This is a genomic window from Sporosarcina thermotolerans, from assembly GCF_030067815.1.
GTDB classification, from domain to species: Bacteria; Bacillota; Bacilli; order Bacillales_A; family Planococcaceae; genus Sporosarcina; species Sporosarcina thermotolerans.
Genome location: NZ_CP125968.1, coordinates 3002753 through 3019168, shown reverse-complemented (window position 1 = coordinate 3019168; position 16416 = coordinate 3002753). Strand labels below are relative to the sequence as shown.

Below are 16416 nucleotides of genomic sequence, written 5' to 3'. Positions count from 1 at the left end.
CTCGTCGCTACGCTCCTGCGGGGTCTCACCATTCGCGCAAGACCCCACAGGAGTCGCCGCCTTTCGCTCCAATCAACTGAAATATACCTCACTTTAGGCTATTCTTTCAACACAAAATTCCTATTTACTTATTTGTACAACCTCATCAAAATCCCTCACTTTTTCGATTGCGATTAAAAATGGGGGTTATTTCTTTGGTTTAGGAGCTCGTAGCGGATCACGTGAACGTCTGCCTGATGAAGTGTTTTCACATAGTCGAGCAACGCGTCACGCTCTTCCTTCCCGCCGTCATGTCCATCATAGACGGATATCGTGATGATTCCACCTTTTTTAAGCATCCCTAATAGCTTATGGATAGCCGTGATTGTTGAATCCGGTTTAGTGACAATCGACTTATCATTGGCATAAGGCAGATACCCAAGGTTGAACATCGCTCCGCCAATCGGTTCGTCTACATACTGATCCACATTCGCATGACTATCCAGTATTAAAGTCGTTCGCGCTGTTAAGTCACCAAGTCTTTCCGCAGTTGCTAAAATGGCGGCCTCCTGAATATCGAATGCGAAAACCTTACCTTCTGTACCGACTTGCTCAGCTAAAAACAACGTATCATTCCCATTGCCGGCAGTTGCGTCAACAACCGTTTCCCCGGGAAAAACAGTCTCGCTAATCAATCGCTTTGAAAACGGGAGGACGCGATGTAATAGAATTTTACTCAAATGAGTTCAACCATCCTTTCAAAAAACTTTCCTTGATAGCTATTACGACGTTCCATTTCTTTATCAATGCCGTTCAGTACATCCCACTTCGTAACACTCCACATTGGTCCGATCATCAAATCAATCGGTCCGTCCCCTGTAATTCGGTGGACAATCATCTCTGGTGGCAGTATTTCAAGTTGATCGACTACAAGGTTGATGTATTCGTCCATCTTTAAGAACTCGACCATTCCTTTTTCATACTGTTTTACCATTGGCGTACCTTTTAATAAATGAAGCAAATGGATTTTTATCCCCTGTACATCAAGCTTGGCGACTTGTCTCGCTGTTTCCATCATCATGTCATAATCCTCTAATGGCAGACCGTTAATAATATGTGTACAGACGCGTATCCCGTGTTTTCTTAGCTTTTCAACACCTTCTACATATGTTGAGAAATCATGTGCCCGGTTTACTAATTGTGCGGTTTTTTCATGTACGGTTTGCAATCCTAATTCAACCCATAAATAGGTCCGTTCATTTAATTCCGCCAAGTATTCAACAACATCATCAGGCAAACAATCCGGTCGAGTTGCGATTGACATGCCGACTACCCCGTCTTGCGCAAGTGCAGCCTCGAATTTCTCCTTTAATACGGGAAGGGGTGCATGGGTGTTTGTATAGGCCTGGAAATAGGCAAGATACTTTCCATCCTTCCATTTACGATGCATTTTATCACGAACTTGTGCGAATTGGACCTCTATTGGATCTACCCGATCTCCGGCGAAATCTCCTGATCCGGCAACACTGCAAAAAGTACAGCCCCCGAATGCAACAGTCCCATCGCGATTGGGGCAATCGAAACCTGCATCTAATGCAACTTTAAATACTTTGCATCCAAACTCGTCTTTCAAATGGCGTGACCATGTATGATAACGTTTCCCTTCAGAGGGAAACGGGTAATTGAATTTCTGCATTGTGATTCAGCTCCTCAACAGTAGATTGTATCACGATAGTTGGGAATGGTGTCATCTGAATTATAGAACATATTTAGTATGTCTTGTATGAATGTGTGAAAAGGAATACACTCGAAATATCCTGCCAGAAGGCTGGATTTTATTTTGCATAAAATCATGATTGAATTAGAATTTACTTGAAGAACGGAGGCAGCAGGTATGCCGAAAAAAGTTTGGCTGCTTGTCATCGGGATGTTTGTCAATGTCATCGGGAATTCATTTCTATGGCCATTGAATACAATTTACATGCATGAATACCTCGGAAAATCATTGGCAGTAGCAGGACTTGTGCTAATGGCGAATTCAGCTGCAGGTGTTGTGGGCAACTTACTTGGCGGCTATTTATTCGACCGGATAGGTGGATTCCGATCCATTATTAGCGGCATTGTCATCTCAATTCTTGCACTTGCATATCTTGTCTATGATCATAATTGGTATCCTTATATAATATTCCTTACAGTTTTAGGATTTAGTGGTGGTATTATTTTTCCAAGTATGTATGCAATGGTTGGTACAGTATGGCCTGAAGGCGGTCGAAAAGCATTTAACTCGATTTATCTTGCGCAGAATGTCGGAGTTGCCATTGGTCCTGCAATGGCTGGTTTCATTGCATCCGTTCATATCGACTACATCTTCTCAGCGAATCTTGCGTTCTATATCCTGTTTTTAGTGATCGCTTACTTCGGATATAAGAAATTGGAAATTGCTCCTGAACGACATACGGATATCATTAGGGAGACTACACCTATTAAGTATAAGGCACCTTTTTACGCCCTTCTTATCCTAGTTACAGGCTATTTGATCACTTGGCTTGTCTACTCACAATGGTCAACAACTATATCCACACATGCTTTGTCAATCGGAGTAACATTACGCGAATACAGTTTAATTTGGACAATCAATGGATTACTAATTGTGCTCGGTCAACCAATCATCAAACCACTTATCAAACGTATTGAAAAACAGCTGAAAACACAAATGCTTATCGGTACTTCCATTTTTATCATCTCGTTTATTGTTGTTAGCTTTGCGGGCTCGTTCAAGATGTTCGTCGTTTCGATGGTTATTCTTACTTTCGGCGAAATGATTGTATGGCCAGTTATCCCAACGATAGCGAGTCAACTGGCTCCGAAAGGAAAAGATGGATTTTATCAAGGAGTTGTGAACTCCGCCGCCACAATCGGTCGTATGATAGGACCATTAGCGGGTGGTGTCTTGGTAGAGATTCATGGAATGAAAATGATGTTATTGCTGCTTACAAGCCTTATGGTGATTACAATCTTAACTACAATCCTATATGACCGACCACTAAAGTCGTCCAATCAAAAACCGGAGATCCAATAAGGATTTCCGGTTTTTTAACAAGGATGATTGCGTCAATCAAAATAGTTTGATTAAATATAGGTAGGCTAGTAGCAATTATTCAAGTAATTGAAGGGGCAGGCGAAATGAAACCGATTTATTCAACAGCGATGGAAGCGATTTCACAAATTGAAGATGGTTCAACTTTAATGGTAGGTGGCTTTGGTTTAGTTGGAATTCCTGAGCAGCTCATTTTGGCTTTGGTCGAAAAGGGTGTTAAGGATTTGACGATTATATCGAATAACTGTGGCGTAGATGAATGGGGATTAGGTCTTTTATTGAAGGAAAAGCAGATTAAAAAGATGATAGGTTCATATGTTGGGAAAACAAAGAATTTGAACGTCAGGTCCTATCCGGCGAAATTGAAGTTGAGCTGACTCCTCAAGGAACGCTTGCGGAAAAGATACGAGCCGGTGGTGCTGGAATTCCTGCTTTTTACACTCCAGCAGGGGTTGGAACGACTGTAGCCGATGGTAAGGAAACAAGAATTTTTGATGGCAAAGAATATGTCCTTGAAGAAGCGTTGGTTGCCGATTTTGCATTGATCCGCGCAGCAAAGGCGGATAAGCTTGGGAACTTGATCTACAACAAGACAGCACAAAACTTCAACCCGATGATGGCGGCAGCAGGACGCGTGACGATTGCTGAAGTGGAGGAGATCGTAGAAACGGGGCAACTAAGTCCTGCAACAATCCACACGCCAAGCATCTATGTACAAGGGTTATTGCAAGCGGATCAGGAAAAACGAATTGAGCGGTTAACTACGCGATAAGGAAGGGGAATGTTCACCATGACGACAATTAATTACAGAGAAAGAATTGCTAGACGCGCGGAAAAGGAAATTAACAATGGCGATTACGTAAATCTTGGAATCGGCATGCCAACACTGGTCGCTAACTATATTTCGGATGATAAGACTGTTGTGCTTCAATCGGAAAATGGTCTTCTTGGAATCGGACCGTACCCGACGGAGGATGAAGTTGATCCTGATCTGATAAACGCAGGAAAAGAAACAGTTACGACAATCCCAGGATCGGCATTCTTCAATAGCGCGGAATCATTCGCAATGATCCGTGGCGGACATGTCGATGTTGCAATCCTTGGTGGAATGGAAGTGTCCGAAAAAGGGGATCTCGCGAACTGGATGATTCCTGGAAAGATGATCAAAGGCATGGGCGGCGCGATGGATCTTGTGCATGGCGCAAAGAAGATCATCGTCATCATGGATCATGTTGCAAAAGACGGATCAGCTAAGATTAAAAAAGAATGCTCACTTCCTTTGACAGGAAAAGGCGTTGTCCATAAAATCATCACGGAAAGAGCTTTAATTGACGTGACACCGGAAGGCTTGGAACTGAAGGAAGTTTTCGAGGGGTTCACTGTCGAAGACGTCATTAACTCGACAGAAGCTGAATTAAAAGTGAATATTGGTTGATCACTAAATGCCAAATCCTCGTTAATGAGCTTGGCATTATTTTTATCTATTGAATCAGACAACATATCTATCGAATCGAAAGAGTTATCTATTGAATATGCATAGTTATCTATTGAATCCGGAAATTTATTACCAAAAAAGGACCTTGGACTCACCTGCTTTGTAGCGGCTTCCATCAAATTATTAGACATCTAGTTTGTAAATTGGAACAATTTCGGGTACACTACAATAAACTGAATTCAAATAGCGTTGGCAGTGAAGAGGAACTAGTAATCGGTACGGTCGATTGAAGAGAGCAGGCGGTTGGTGCGAGCCTGTACGACTACGATGAACTCGCCTATGAGCCTGTATCGGTGAACGAAAAGTAACCGGTGCCGTTTTCCGCGTTAAGGAAACAAGTTGGGCGGCATTGCCGTCAATTTGGGTGGCACCGCGGGAGTATACATACCTCTCGTCCCTTATCTTTAAGGGACGGGAGTTTTTTAATTCCCGCAAAACGCGATTTTGTTTGTAATGGAAAGGAATGAATCAGAATGAGTTATCAACATGTACAAATCGAGAAGAAGTGGCAACAGTATTGGAAAGACAATAAGACATACAAAATGGTCAACGATGAATCAAAGCCGAAATTCTACGCCCTTGATATGTTCCCATATCCGTCAGGTGCAGGACTTCACGTCGGACATCCACTTGGCTATATCGCAACGGATATTTTAAGTTCATTCAAAAGAAAGCAAGGTCATAATGTCCTTCACCCGATGGGATGGGATGCATTTGGTCTTCCAGCCGAGCAATATGCAATTGATACGGGTAATGACCCTGCTGAGTTCACCGCGAAAAATATTGCGACGTTCAAACGCCAAATGGATGATCTTGGGTTCTCTTATGACTGGGATCGTGAAGTGAATACAACAGATCCGAAGTACTACAAATGGACGCAATGGATTTCATCCAACTGTTTAAAAAAGGCTTGGCGTATATTGATGAAGTGCCTGTAAACTGGTGTCCTGCACTTGGAACTGTCCTTGCGAATGAAGAAGTAATCGACGGGAAATCGGAACGTGGTGGCCATCCAGTAGAACGTCGTCCGATGCGTCAATGGGTATTGCGTATTACGGAATATGCGGATCGCCTACTTGAAGATTTGGATGATCTTGACTGGCCGGATAGCTTGAAGGATATGCAACGGAACTGGATCGGTCGTTCTGAAGGTGCTCAGTTGACATTCGAAATTGGCGGAACAGATCTTTCATTCGAAGCTTTCACAACTCGTCCGGATACGATTTTCGGTGCGACATATGCGGTACTTGCTCCTGAGCATAAGCTTGTTAAGCAAATTACGACTGCTGAACAACAGGCAGCAGTTGACGCTTATTTGGATAAAGTGAAAACGAAGAGTGACTTAGAACGTACAGATCTTGCGAAAGAGAAGACGGGCGTATTCACAGGCTCTTATGCAATCAACCCAGCAAGCGGCGAGAAGATGCCGATCTGGATTGCGGATTATGTGCTTGCTTCATATGGTACGGGTGCGATCATGGCAGTTCCTGCACATGACGAGAGGGATTATGAGTTTGCGGTTGAATTCAAATTGCCAATCGTAGAAGTCGTTGCCGGTGGCGATGTTACGAAGGAAGCTTATGTTGGCGACGGCGAGCATATCAATTCTGGTTTCTTGGATGGGTTGGGCAAAGAAGAAGCAATCGAAAAGGCAATTGCTTGGTTCGTTGAAAACGGAAAAGGCGAGAAGAAGATCACGTACCGTCTTCGCGATTGGCTATTCTCAAGACAACGTTATTGGGGTGAACCAATCCCAGTCATTCATTGGGAAGACGGTTCCATGACTACGGTCGATGAATCCGAACTTCCGTTAATGCTACCGAAGACGGATAATATCAAGCCAAGTGGAACAGGTGAATCTCCGCTTGCAAATATCGAAGAGTGGGTTAACGTCGTTGATCCGGAAACTGGCATGAAAGGCCGCCGTGAAACGAATACAATGCCGCAATGGGCAGGAAGCTGCTGGTACTATCTGCGTTATATCGACCCGGATAATGATGAAATGCTGATTGATCCGAAGCTTGCAGAACGCTGGTTGCCGGTTGACATTTACGTCGGCGGAGCGGAGCATGCGGTACTTCACCTTCTATATGCTCGTTTCTGGCATAAAGTGCTTTATGATATCGGTGTCGTTCCAACGAAGGAGCCATTCCAAAAGCTGTTCAACCAAGGAATGATCCTTGGAGAAGGACATGTGAAAATGTCTAAGTCTCTTGGCAACGTCATCAATCCTGACGATATCGTCCATTCGCATGGAGCGGATACACTTCGCCTATACGAAATGTTCATGGGTCCACTTGACGCATCAAAAGAATGGTCAACGAACGGCCTTGATGGAGCGCGCCGTTTCTTGGATCGCATCTGGCGACTATTCGTCAATGAAGATGGAACGCTTAGCTCGAAAATCGGAGGCACGCCGGGTGGCGCACTTGAAAAGGTGTATCACCAAACTGTGAAAAAAGTGACTGAGGACTTCGAAGGAATGCGCAATAACACTGCAATTTCGCAGATGATGGTGTTCATCAATGAAGGCTATAAAGTCGACTCGATTCCTAAAGAATTTGTTGAAGGCTTCGTCATCATGATTTCACCGATCACTCCGCATCTTGCGGAAGAGCTATGGGAGAAGTTAGGTCATAGCGAATCGATTTGCTATGTTGCATGGCCGTCCTTCGATGAATCGAAACTATTCGATGATACAGTGGAAGTAGCTGTACAAATCAACGGTAAAGTCCGTGCGAAGATCAATGTTGCTAAAGATATTACAAAGGAAGAATTAGAGAAAGTCGCGCTTGAAGATGATCAAGTGAAGCAATGGATCGATGGGAAGGAATTGAAGAAAGTTATTGCAATTCCTGGTAGATTGGTCAATATTGTTGCTGTTTAATAAATGAAAAATCCACGGGAAAGAGTAAATTCTTTTTCCGTGGATTTTTTTGTTGAAATCTTATCGGTGAGAGATACTATTGTTCAAAGGAATCCATCCCAGCCCAAGAACTGTCATCCTCGCTCGAGAATCGTCTTTCCGCGCTCAAGAATCGGATTCTGCACCGAATAATCTGCCGCCTACATTACAAACTCAATCCCTCGCAAACGCTCCGGCACTCATCCCCGCAATCCGTCCTGTAACAAGCGCAGATGTAATATTATATCCACCTGTATAACCATGGATATCCAATATCTCTCCGCAGAAGAAAAGTCCGTCTTTTTTACGTGAAGCCATCGTCTTCGGTTCGATCTCCTTCGTGGATATCCCCCACCTGTGACGAATGCCTTTTCAATCGGCTGCGTACCATTAACCGTCATTGGAAAGCCCTTTAACAAGCCAGCCAACTTACGGATTTTTTCATTTGATATTCCTGCGCCAGTATCAGCTGCATCAATTTCTGCCCTTTCGAATAAAAACAGAAGCCAACGTTCAGGGGCGACACCCTTCAAACTATTCTTAATCGCTTTCTTCGGATCTTCCTTCAACATAGCGTAAATCATTTGAAATGCCTTTTCTTCATTCATCGATGGCAAGGAATCAATCCGCATCTCAACAGGCTTCGCACCGTTTTTCATCCGTTCCTTCACGACAAACTGGCTGCACCGTAATATCGCAGGACCGCTTAATCCGAAGTGGGTGAATAACATATCCATCTGATGTGTAACCAATGTTTTTCCCTTGGCGTTCAATACGGATACAGCGACGTCGCGTAGTGCAAGTCCTTGTAATTCTTTTGATTGGATAAATGGTTCGCCGGACAATAAAGGGACTTCAGTTGGATACAATTCAGTCACAGTATGACCTGCTTTTTCAGCCCAAGGATATCCGTCCCCTGTACTGCCGGTTTGTGGGACTGCTTTTCCACCAACAGCAACCACTACCGCATTTGCACGGATTTCTTCCCCATCTTCAAGACGAACGCCTAAAATCCTCTCATCATCCATCAATAGTTTCTTAACACGAGTAGATAACCGCACTTCGACATTCAGACGATCCATCTCACTAAGCAATGCATTCACGACATCCTTAGCGTTATTTGAGACGGGAAACATCCTGCCGTGATCTTCCTCTTTCAAAGGAACGCCAAGCCCTTCGAAGAATGCGATTATATCCTCATTGTTGAAAACGGAAAATGGGCCGTATAAAAATCTCCCGTTTCCAGGGATGTTCTTAACGATTTCTTCGAGTGGCAAACGGTTTGTAACGTTACACCGTCCGCCCCCTGAAATGGATAGTTTATTGCCAAGTTTTTTTCCTTTATCCAAAAGAAGGACCTTGCCTCCCTTTTCGGCTGCAGCGATGGAGGCCATTAACCCTGAGGGACCCCCACCGATGATAATAACGTCATACATAAATGGAACCACACTTTCAGTTTTTCTCCATTATACATGAACTGTCCAATCAATTCCGCCTTGGCGGAATTGTGTCCAGATTTTTTCGAGCTTGCTCGAAAAGCTCCTTTGAAAATCTGTGACATCCCCCGGAGGGTTAACTTAATTCAGCCTGGATTTGCATTTTTATCCTATTAGGAGTAACTATTCGATCCGTCAATTTTTGTAGGGGTGGAACATAGGCTGAATTCAGTTAATCATTGTGAAAAGTGTCGGCTGGGGTTAAACTGATAAGTAGCTTTGTCAAGTAGTTCTTAAGATTGGAAGGATCAAATATGTCATCAAACCTTGTAAAAGGCACGGCCATTTTAACAATCGGGCTCTTTTTATCCAAGGCGCTCGGTCTTTTATATGTTATTCCGTTTTATGCCATTGTTGGTGAGGAGAATGTTGGTTTATATCAATATGCATACATTCCTTATAATTTGGCGTTAGCTGTTGCGATTTCAGGTGCACCACTGGCCATTTCAAAATTTGTATCAAAATATAATGCTGTAGGGGATTACGCTACCGGTCGGAAACTGATGAAATCCGGAATGCTTGTCATGGTTGTGACGGGGGTATTATCGTTCTTAGTATTATTTTTCATGGCAGAACCGATAGCGCATCTCGTCATAGATGCTGACGACAAAAATTTTACAATCGCAGAGATCACATCCGTCATTCGCTGGGTGAGCTACGCATTGCTTGTCGTCCCGCTTATGAGTATCGTCCGTGGTTACTTGCAAGGAAATCAGAAGTTTGAGCCGACTTCCGTTTCACAGCTTATTGAACAAATTGTTAGGATTATTGTCGTGCTTCTTGGGCGTTCATCGTAGTGAATGTTTTAGATCTCTCGCCAAGGATAGCTGTTAAATTTGCTGTGTTTGCAGCTTTCATCGGTGCGTTGGCGGGGCTGGTTGTTTTGTATAAATACTGGTTGAAATACAAACCCGAGTTCAAGCAACTGTATGAGAGCAGTCCACCGGCAAGTGATATTACTTTTTTCGATATGTACAAAGAAGTTATCGGTTATACAATACCTTTCGTTCTTGTTGGCGTTATCAATCCCTTATATCAATTCGTGGATATGATCACATTCAAAGATGCGATGAAATCAATTGGTTTAAAAGACGTCACGACTATGTATTTTACGATGCTCAACTTTTTGACACATAAGGTTGTCATGATACCCGTAATGGTTGCGACAGGGTTTTCAATGGCATTAATTCCTGTCATAACAGGTTTCTACACGAAAAAAGATCAGAAGGGAATCAGCAGGTCACTCGACCAAACATACCAGATCATGCTGTTTCTGACAGTTCCGATGGTCCTCGGACTGATAATCCTTTCAAATGAAATATATACATTTTTCTATAGCGAAAATTCAATCGGTGCCGATGTGCTGGCTACATATGCACCAGTCGCAATCCTGTTTGGACTCTTCACCGTAACAGCTGCCATCCTTCAAGGGATCGATAAACATAAATGGATTGTCTTTACATCGCTTACGGGCTTACTGGTTAAAATGATTTTGAATATCCCTCTTATCAAGCTTTTCGAAGTGAACGGCGCGATAGCTGCAACAACAATCGGATATGGAATAGCAGTTTCCATTAATCTGTTTGTGATATCGAAGGTGCTCAATTACCATTCGAGAATGGTGTTCAGGCGATTGATCCTTATCGGGATTTTCAACGTTATTATGTTTATTGCAGTCCACTTTACTTTAAAAGGATTACTTGCAATCAGTCCAGTTGGTGGTAAAATGCAAGCGCTGCTTTACGTTCTGATTTGTGCTTTTGTTGGGGCAACTGTGTATGGAGCCTTGGCGTTAAAATCAGGTCTTGCTCAAAAGTTATTTGGTGATCGTTTAACGAGAATTACGAAGAAGTTAGGGTTTGGAGGATAATCAATGCGTTTGGATAAATTACTCGCGAATATGGGATTCGGCTCGCGTAAAGAAGTGCGCCAGCTTCTGAAGAAAGGCGCAATACAGGTGAATAGTGAACAGGTGAAGGACCCTGCGCTTCACGTTGATCCAGAATTGGATGAAGTAACGATCCTTGGTGAGCGGATCGTATATAGGGAATTCATATACTTAATGATGCATAAACCGCAAGGGGTTATATCGGCGACAGAAGACCTTCGGGATCGGACTGTCATTGATTTATTGGATAATGAGTACAGACATTTTGAGCCTTTCCCGGTTGGCCGTCTTGATAAGGACACGGAAGGCCTGTTGTTAATCACCAATGACGGAAAGCTGACCCATGAATTATTATCACCGAAGAAAGAAGTTCCGAAAACGTATTATGCGCATATTGAAGGAGTCGTCACTGAAGAAGATATTGCGAGGTTTTCTGAAGGGGTGACGCTTGACGACGGTTATTTCACCAAACCTGGCAAGCTTCGGATTTTAAAATCTGCCGATGTATCCGAAATCGAACTGACAATTACTGAAGGGAAATTCCATCAGGTTAAGCGTATGTTCGAGGCTGTGGGTAAGCGGGTTATCTATCTTAAACGCCTATCGATGGGACCGTTGCAGTTAGATGAAGGGTTGAAGCTTGGGGAATATCGTGAATTAAAGGAAGATGAATTGGCTTTACTTCGCAATGAAAAAGCTGAACTGGATTGACAGTTCAGCTTTTTCAATTTCTCGCATGTGTTAACGTCTAGCTCCGGGCGGCAGCCTCTCGGGTCGCTTCGCCCTTGAAAGAAAAGGCAAAGAGCGCCTTTTCTTTCAAGTCCTCCAGCGCCTGTCGAGGCTAAACGCCGCCCTACGCTTTTGAGTGTCGTCTAGCTCCGGGCGCCAGTCCCTCGAGTCGCTGGAAGAAAAACCAAAAAGGCAAAGACCGCCTTTCCGGTTTTTCTTCCAGCGCTTGTCGGGCCTAAGCAGGCGCCCTACGCTTTTGAGTCGTCTAGCTCCGGGCGCCAGAGGCTCGGGTCATAAGTCAAAGCTACTGCGTGGCAAAGACCGCCACTCCGTATCTTCGCCTTATGCCTGTCGCCTCTAAGCAGGCGCCCTACGCTTTTGAGTTGAGTGTTGTCATAAGGGTAATTTAACTTTTTTCTGAGTTGTTGTCCATTTTCCGCGGGTTGGGCTTGTTATGAGTTCATTATATTCAAGAACGTTCAAATCCCGTTGTGCGGTGCGGCTTGTGATGCCGAATTCTTCTACTACGTTTTCGGTTGTAACCATGCCCCGATCAAGAATGTACAAGTAGACATCCTTAATACGGATAAGCATACGATCAGTAGCGGTATTCAACTGTGGAACCACTCCTTCATCTTCATTTTCCAAATCTATGGGCATGAGACTATTGAATGTTACCTATGCAAGTTGAAATTGGCCCCTGACAATGCACTCCTTTCAGCAGAACGCTGTATCGGATAAATGTTCCGATAATATAATTATAGCTTATTTTCGGCGATAGTAAAAGAATTTTTTGTTAATTCAATGTAAATTTTGCTTGGTACTTTATTTTCCAAGCTGAACATGTGAAAATAAGATAATAGGAAAGAGGGTGCCTAAGTTGGTAAATTGGAAAGAACAAGCATTGGAAAAACAGGATTTTGTAATTGATGATTTAAAGCAGTTGATTTCTATTCCTTCTGTATTAGATGAAGGTTTGTCCAGAGAGGAAGCGCCGTTCGGTCCGAGCCAAAGCGTGCGCTGGATTGGCTTTTAGAGGAAGGTAGGAAAGCTGGTTTTACCGTCAAAAATATCGACAATATGGCAGGGCATATCGAAATGGGCGAAGGCGATGAACTATTAGGGATCCTTTGTCACGTAGATGTCGTACCGGCCGGAAGTAACTGGACTTACGGGCCGTTCGAGGGTAGTGTAGCTGATGGGAAGTTGTTTGGACGTGGCGCAATCGATGATAAAGGCCCGACAATTGCTGCTTGGCATGCCATGAAAATGGTGAAAGAAGCCGGCATCCCTCTGAATAAACGGGTACGTCTCATTATTGGAACTGATGAGGAAAGTGGATTCCGTTGTGTTAGACGCTATTTTGAAAAAGAAGAGATGCCGACAATCGGGTTTGCACCGGATGCAGATTTCCCGATTATCAATGCCGAAAAGGGAATTTCATCATTGGTCTTTTCACAAAAAACGAATACGCCAGATGGACAATTACTTGACTTCAAATCAGGAAATCGGACGAATATGGTGCCTGACCATGCTCAAGCAGTCATTGGTATTGGATTCGCTGAAATTAAGGATCGGTTTGAAAGCTTTATGGATTCCTATGATTACGGTGCAACAGCAAACGGAAATGATCACGACAACGATAAGTGTCAACGGGAAATCCGCTCATGCGATGGAGCCCAATAAGGGTGTGAATGCAGCTGTTGTGTTGGCCTCCTTCCTGAATGAAATCTTCACAGATGGAGCATCAAAGGAATTCACACAATTCATTGTGGATGCATTTGGAAATGAAACACGTGGACGCTATCTTGGCCTAGATTTCAATGATGAAATATCAGGTGATACGACTTTGAATGCAGGTATCGTTTCTTATACACCTGAAGAAGGTGGACGAGTTAACGTAAGCATGCGCTATTCGGTTACGTATCCGTTTGAGGAGAAAGTTGACAAATGTACTGATGTGCTTGTAGATTCTCCTTTCAACTTAGAGGTGAAATCCAATTCAAAACCACATCATGTGGATGCAAATGACCCGTTCATTAAAACATTGCAGGAAGTTTATACAGCATACACAGGTGAAGAGGCTGAACTTTTATCAATCGGTGGCGGTACGTACGCACGTGTGTTGGATAAAGGAGTCGCTTTCGGCATGCTTTTCCCGGGTAGGGAAGATGTTGCCCACCAAGCGGATGAATATGTATATATAGAGGACCTTATAAAGGCGACAGCCATATACGCGGCGGCAATCAGCCGTTTAGTGTCTAATGAGGAAGGGGAAAGATAATGATTCACTTTATCGACGGGCAATTTTTAGCGAAGGATAGTATTAACGTTTCCATTGACGATAGAGGCTATTATTTTGGAGACGGTGTTTACGAAGTCGTAAAAGTATATGATGGTGAATTATATACTGCAGAGGAGCATATCGAGCGTCTATTTCAAAGTGCTTCAAAAGTTAAAATGACCGTTCCTTATTCCGAACAGCAGTTAATTGACATTGCCAAGGAATTGGTTAAGGTTAATGGAATCGTGACAGGGCATATTTATATGCAAGTGACCCGCGGAGTTGCTGCGAGGGTACATCAGTTCCCGAACCCCGGAACTGCACCTGTTGTAACAGCGTATGCGGTCCATAATCCAAGACCGATGAAAACTATCGAAAATGGAGTACGGACGATAATTGTTGACGATATTCGATGGCTCCGTTGTGATATTAAGAGCTTGAACTTATTAGGGAATGTCCTTGCTAAACAGGAAGCTTATGAAGCAGGATGTGCCGAAGCGATTTTCGTACGGGATGGTATTGTGACAGAAGGATCTTCTTCTAATATGTTTGGTATCAAAGATGGTGTTGTTTACACACATCCTGCATCAAATCTCATTCTAAATGGAATCACCCGTCGAGTTGTATTAAAATTATGCGAACAAAACGGAATAACTGTAAAAGAAGAAACATTCTCACCTGACGAAGCTCTTGAAATGGATGAGTTTTTCATGACTTCTACGACAGCAGAAATTACACCAGTTATTATGATTGATGGGAAAGCGATTGGGTCAGGCGAACCTGGTCCTATAACAAAGAAATTACAAGAGGCTTTTACCCGTCAGATTCCTGTTTCAGTAGTAGGAGAATGATTATTGTCAATTGAACGGAGTTGATGGATTTGGCGCAGCTCGTCAAACTGCTTGATTATATTTCCCGCTATGAAAATGATTTATCACATTATCCTACACAATATATCAGGCTTAAAAAGTCCCAATGGGAAAGGATGAAGCTCCAATGGCAGAACGGAGCGGAATTCCCGGGCAGGGAAGAAATTCCTGAAGTGGAGGAGGAGCAGCTGAGGGAGGGGAATTGGCTTACCCCTCTTTTCAGTTTGTTTGGAAGGAGAAAGGAAAGAGAGTTTGAGGCTGAGACTGATGAAATGGATGTCGTGACGGATGAAGTGAGTGAGTTGGAAAATTTCGGATTTAATCCTTACGTCTTATCAAACCCCGGCAATCTTGAACATCTTCGCAAGCTCTTTTTAGATCAGCTATTTCATTTCCAGTTGAAATGGGCAAGCTCTACATTGCGGGAAACATCTCACCTAAGTGCGAGGTTCATGGGAGATAATTTGCTTAGAAGCTTTACCCAGCAACTGCCCGACAGTTTTCTGCTATTCTATTATCCAATCCTTCAAGTGAAGAAAGCCCCGGTTGAAGTGGATATTATATTGGTAACCCCACTCGAATGTCTGTGCATCACAATAGTGGAACAGGAAGATATTGCAGCGTATGTTGCTAATGGAGATCGTTTTTGGACGAAAAAGGTTGGTACCAAGGAATCAAGGATCCTTAATCCTCTAATTGGGCTTAATCGAATGGAGAAAATCATCTCGGGGATTTTCAGTACCCAAGGAATTGACTTCCCTATTAAGAAATTCGTACTATCAAGAAACGGGTACATCGATTATCCCGGATCCCCGTTTGATATTAAAATTATAGACCGCCGGACGTATAATGAATGGTTCACATCACTCCAACAATCCACTTTTCCAATGAAGTTCAACCAATTCAAGGCGGCCCAGTCGATTTTGGATAATGTCCAGACTACAGCATTCAGCAGGCTGGATTAAATGAATGACAACGATAAAAACGAAAAGAAATGAGTGTAAATAAAATGAGGCTGCGCAATAAACCATGGGCAAAAGACTTCATGGCAGAACATCCAGATGTACTAATCAACGAAGAAGAAGGAGCAGTGAAGGATTGGAAGGCGATTTTCAACAATGAAAACCCAATCCATGTAGAAGTAGGTACTGGTAAAGGTCAATTCGTCATCGGAATGGCATTAGCGAATCCGGACATTAACTATATCGGTATTGAACATTTTGATAATGTTATTGTATCCGCTTTGGAAAAGGCCATAGAGGCGGGAAAACCATCGAACCTGAGATTACTTCGGGGAAATGGTGCTAATATGGAGGACTTATTTAAGGCTCGAGAGTTGGATCGTATTTATCTAAACTTTTCAGATCCATGGCCAAAAACCCGACATGCAAAAAGAAGACTTACGCATGAATCATTTTTGGCAAGATATGAGGAGGTTTTGAAGAAAAAAGGTGAAATCCACTTCAAAACGGATAACCGCAAACTATTTGAATACTCACTTGTTTCCATGTCTTCTTATGGCATGATATTGAAAGATGTCTCCTTAGATCTACACGCAGAAATGCCTGAGGATAACATCATGACGGAATACGAAGAGAAATTCTCGGCAAAGGGACAACCTATTTATCGGTTGGAGGCAATGTTTAACAATTAGGGAAATGCAAGAAAGGGGAT

12 protein-coding genes, 4 pseudogenes and 1 other annotated feature are annotated in these 16416 nt (G+C 43.2%); of the genes and pseudogenes, 12 read left to right on the top strand and 4 right to left on the bottom strand.

The annotated features are described in order from the left end of the window. Positions 1–173: 173 nt before the first annotated feature. Both mnmM and mnmL read right to left on the bottom strand, forming a co-directional pair. Positions 174–719 (bottom strand): tRNA 5-(aminomethyl)-2-thiouridylate-methyltransferase MnmM, encoded by a 546-nt coding sequence (mnmM, locus tag QNH10_RS17020; protein ID WP_347177906.1) that lies wholly within the window; start codon positions 717–719, stop codon positions 174–176. Continuing rightward, on the bottom strand, positions 716–1675 hold the full coding sequence (mnmL, locus tag QNH10_RS17015) for a tRNA modification radical SAM protein MnmL/YtqA (RefSeq protein WP_283732503.1): 960 nt from the start codon (positions 1673–1675) through the stop codon (positions 716–718). The genes mnmM and mnmL overlap by 4 nt, the downstream gene beginning before the upstream one ends. A gap of 198 nt (positions 1676–1873) precedes the next feature. Between mnmL and QNH10_RS17010 the strand changes: the two genes are divergently transcribed. The 4 genes and pseudogenes from QNH10_RS17010 to leuS all read left to right on the top strand — a co-directional run bounded on the left by QNH10_RS17010 (position 1874) and on the right by leuS (position 7458). Then, positions 1874–3058, top strand: coding sequence for an MDR family MFS transporter (locus QNH10_RS17010; protein WP_283732502.1), 1185 nt, complete (start codon positions 1874–1876; stop codon positions 3056–3058). Positions 3059–3162: 104 nt separating this feature from the next. Next, a pseudogene (locus QNH10_RS17005) lies at positions 3163–3848 on the top strand (CoA transferase subunit A). Between the two features lie 18 nt (positions 3849–3866). Further along, entirely contained in the window at positions 3867–4511 is a 645-nt protein-coding gene (locus QNH10_RS17000) for a 3-oxoacid CoA-transferase subunit B (RefSeq protein ID WP_283732501.1), read from the top strand. Between the two features lie 246 nt (positions 4512–4757). Beyond that, positions 4758–4973 (top strand) — a binding site (T-box leader). Between the two features lie 71 nt (positions 4974–5044). Beyond that, a pseudogene (gene leuS, locus QNH10_RS16995) lies at positions 5045–7458 on the top strand (leucine--tRNA ligase). Between the two features lie 192 nt (positions 7459–7650). Here leuS and QNH10_RS16990 read toward each other — a convergent pair. Further along, positions 7651–8912: pseudogene (locus QNH10_RS16990) on the bottom strand (BaiN/RdsA family NAD(P)/FAD-dependent oxidoreductase). A 314-nt stretch (positions 8913–9226) separates the two neighbouring features. Between QNH10_RS16990 and QNH10_RS16985 the strand changes: the two are divergent. Both QNH10_RS16985 and QNH10_RS16980 read left to right on the top strand, forming a co-directional pair. Further along, a pseudogene (locus tag QNH10_RS16985) lies at positions 9227–10842 on the top strand (putative polysaccharide biosynthesis protein). A gap of 3 nt (positions 10843–10845) precedes the next feature. Further along, complete coding sequence (locus QNH10_RS16980) at positions 10846–11571, top strand: pseudouridine synthase (protein WP_283732500.1); 726 nt, start codon at positions 10846–10848, stop codon at positions 11569–11571. A gap of 411 nt (positions 11572–11982) precedes the next feature. Here the strand turns inward: QNH10_RS16980 and QNH10_RS16975 are convergent, their stop codons facing one another. Continuing rightward, positions 11983–12204 (bottom strand): DeoR family transcriptional regulator, encoded by a 222-nt coding sequence (locus tag QNH10_RS16975; RefSeq protein ID WP_283732499.1) that lies wholly within the window; start codon positions 12202–12204, stop codon positions 11983–11985. Positions 12205–12469: 265 nt separating this feature from the next. Here QNH10_RS16975 and QNH10_RS20780 point away from each other — a divergent pair, with 265 nt between their 5' ends. The 6 genes from QNH10_RS20780 to trmB are packed head-to-tail and all read left to right on the top strand — an operon-like array spanning position 12470 to position 16396. Then, positions 12470–12625 carry a hypothetical protein gene (locus QNH10_RS20780; protein WP_347177905.1) on the top strand — a complete coding sequence of 52 codons (156 nt, stop codon included), beginning with the start codon at positions 12470–12472 and terminating at the stop codon, positions 12623–12625. Next, positions 12610–13275: a Sapep family Mn(2+)-dependent dipeptidase gene (locus tag QNH10_RS20775; protein ID WP_347178070.1), complete on the top strand. Its 666-nt coding sequence runs from the start codon at positions 12610–12612 to the stop codon at positions 13273–13275. Before QNH10_RS20780 ends, QNH10_RS20775 begins: the two co-directional genes overlap by 16 nt. After that, entirely contained in the window at positions 13262–13873 is a 612-nt protein-coding gene (locus QNH10_RS20770; RefSeq protein WP_347177904.1) for a M20/M25/M40 family metallo-hydrolase, read from the top strand. The genes QNH10_RS20775 and QNH10_RS20770 overlap by 14 nt, the downstream gene beginning before the upstream one ends. Continuing rightward, positions 13873–14724, top strand: coding sequence for a D-amino-acid transaminase (gene dat, locus QNH10_RS16965; RefSeq protein WP_283732498.1), 852 nt, complete (start codon positions 13873–13875; stop codon positions 14722–14724). Before QNH10_RS20770 ends, dat begins: the two co-directional genes overlap by 1 nt. 29 nt (positions 14725–14753) lie before the next feature. After that, a complete protein-coding gene (locus QNH10_RS16960) occupies positions 14754–15707 on the top strand; it encodes an NERD domain-containing protein (RefSeq protein ID WP_283732497.1) in 954 nt (317 codons plus the stop codon). A 44-nt stretch (positions 15708–15751) separates the two neighbouring features. Beyond that, positions 15752–16396, top strand: a complete 645-nt coding sequence (gene trmB, locus QNH10_RS16955; RefSeq protein ID WP_283732496.1) for a tRNA (guanosine(46)-N7)-methyltransferase TrmB — start codon at positions 15752–15754, stop codon at positions 16394–16396. Positions 16397–16416: the final 20 nt, after the last annotated feature.

What these genes read in the sequence shown, in the direction of transcription:
- mnmL (WP_283732503.1), bottom strand. Translation starts at nt 1,675, where the DNA reads ATGCAGAAATTCAATTACCCGTTTCCCTCTGAAGGGAAACGTTATCAT.
- QNH10_RS17010 (WP_283732502.1), top strand. Translation starts at nt 1,874, where the DNA reads ATGCCGAAAAAAGTTTGGCTGCTTGTCATCGGGATGTTTGTCAATGTC.
- QNH10_RS17000 (WP_283732501.1), top strand. Translation starts at nt 3,867, where the DNA reads ATGACGACAATTAATTACAGAGAAAGAATTGCTAGACGCGCGGAAAAG.
- QNH10_RS16980 (WP_283732500.1), top strand. Translation starts at nt 10,846, where the DNA reads ATGCGTTTGGATAAATTACTCGCGAATATGGGATTCGGCTCGCGTAAA.
- QNH10_RS20770 (WP_347177904.1), top strand. Translation starts at nt 13,262, where the DNA reads ATGGAGCCCAATAAGGGTGTGAATGCAGCTGTTGTGTTGGCCTCCTTC.
- dat (WP_283732498.1), top strand. Translation starts at nt 13,873, where the DNA reads ATGATTCACTTTATCGACGGGCAATTTTTAGCGAAGGATAGTATTAAC.
- trmB (WP_283732496.1), top strand. Translation starts at nt 15,752, where the DNA reads ATGAGGCTGCGCAATAAACCATGGGCAAAAGACTTCATGGCAGAACAT.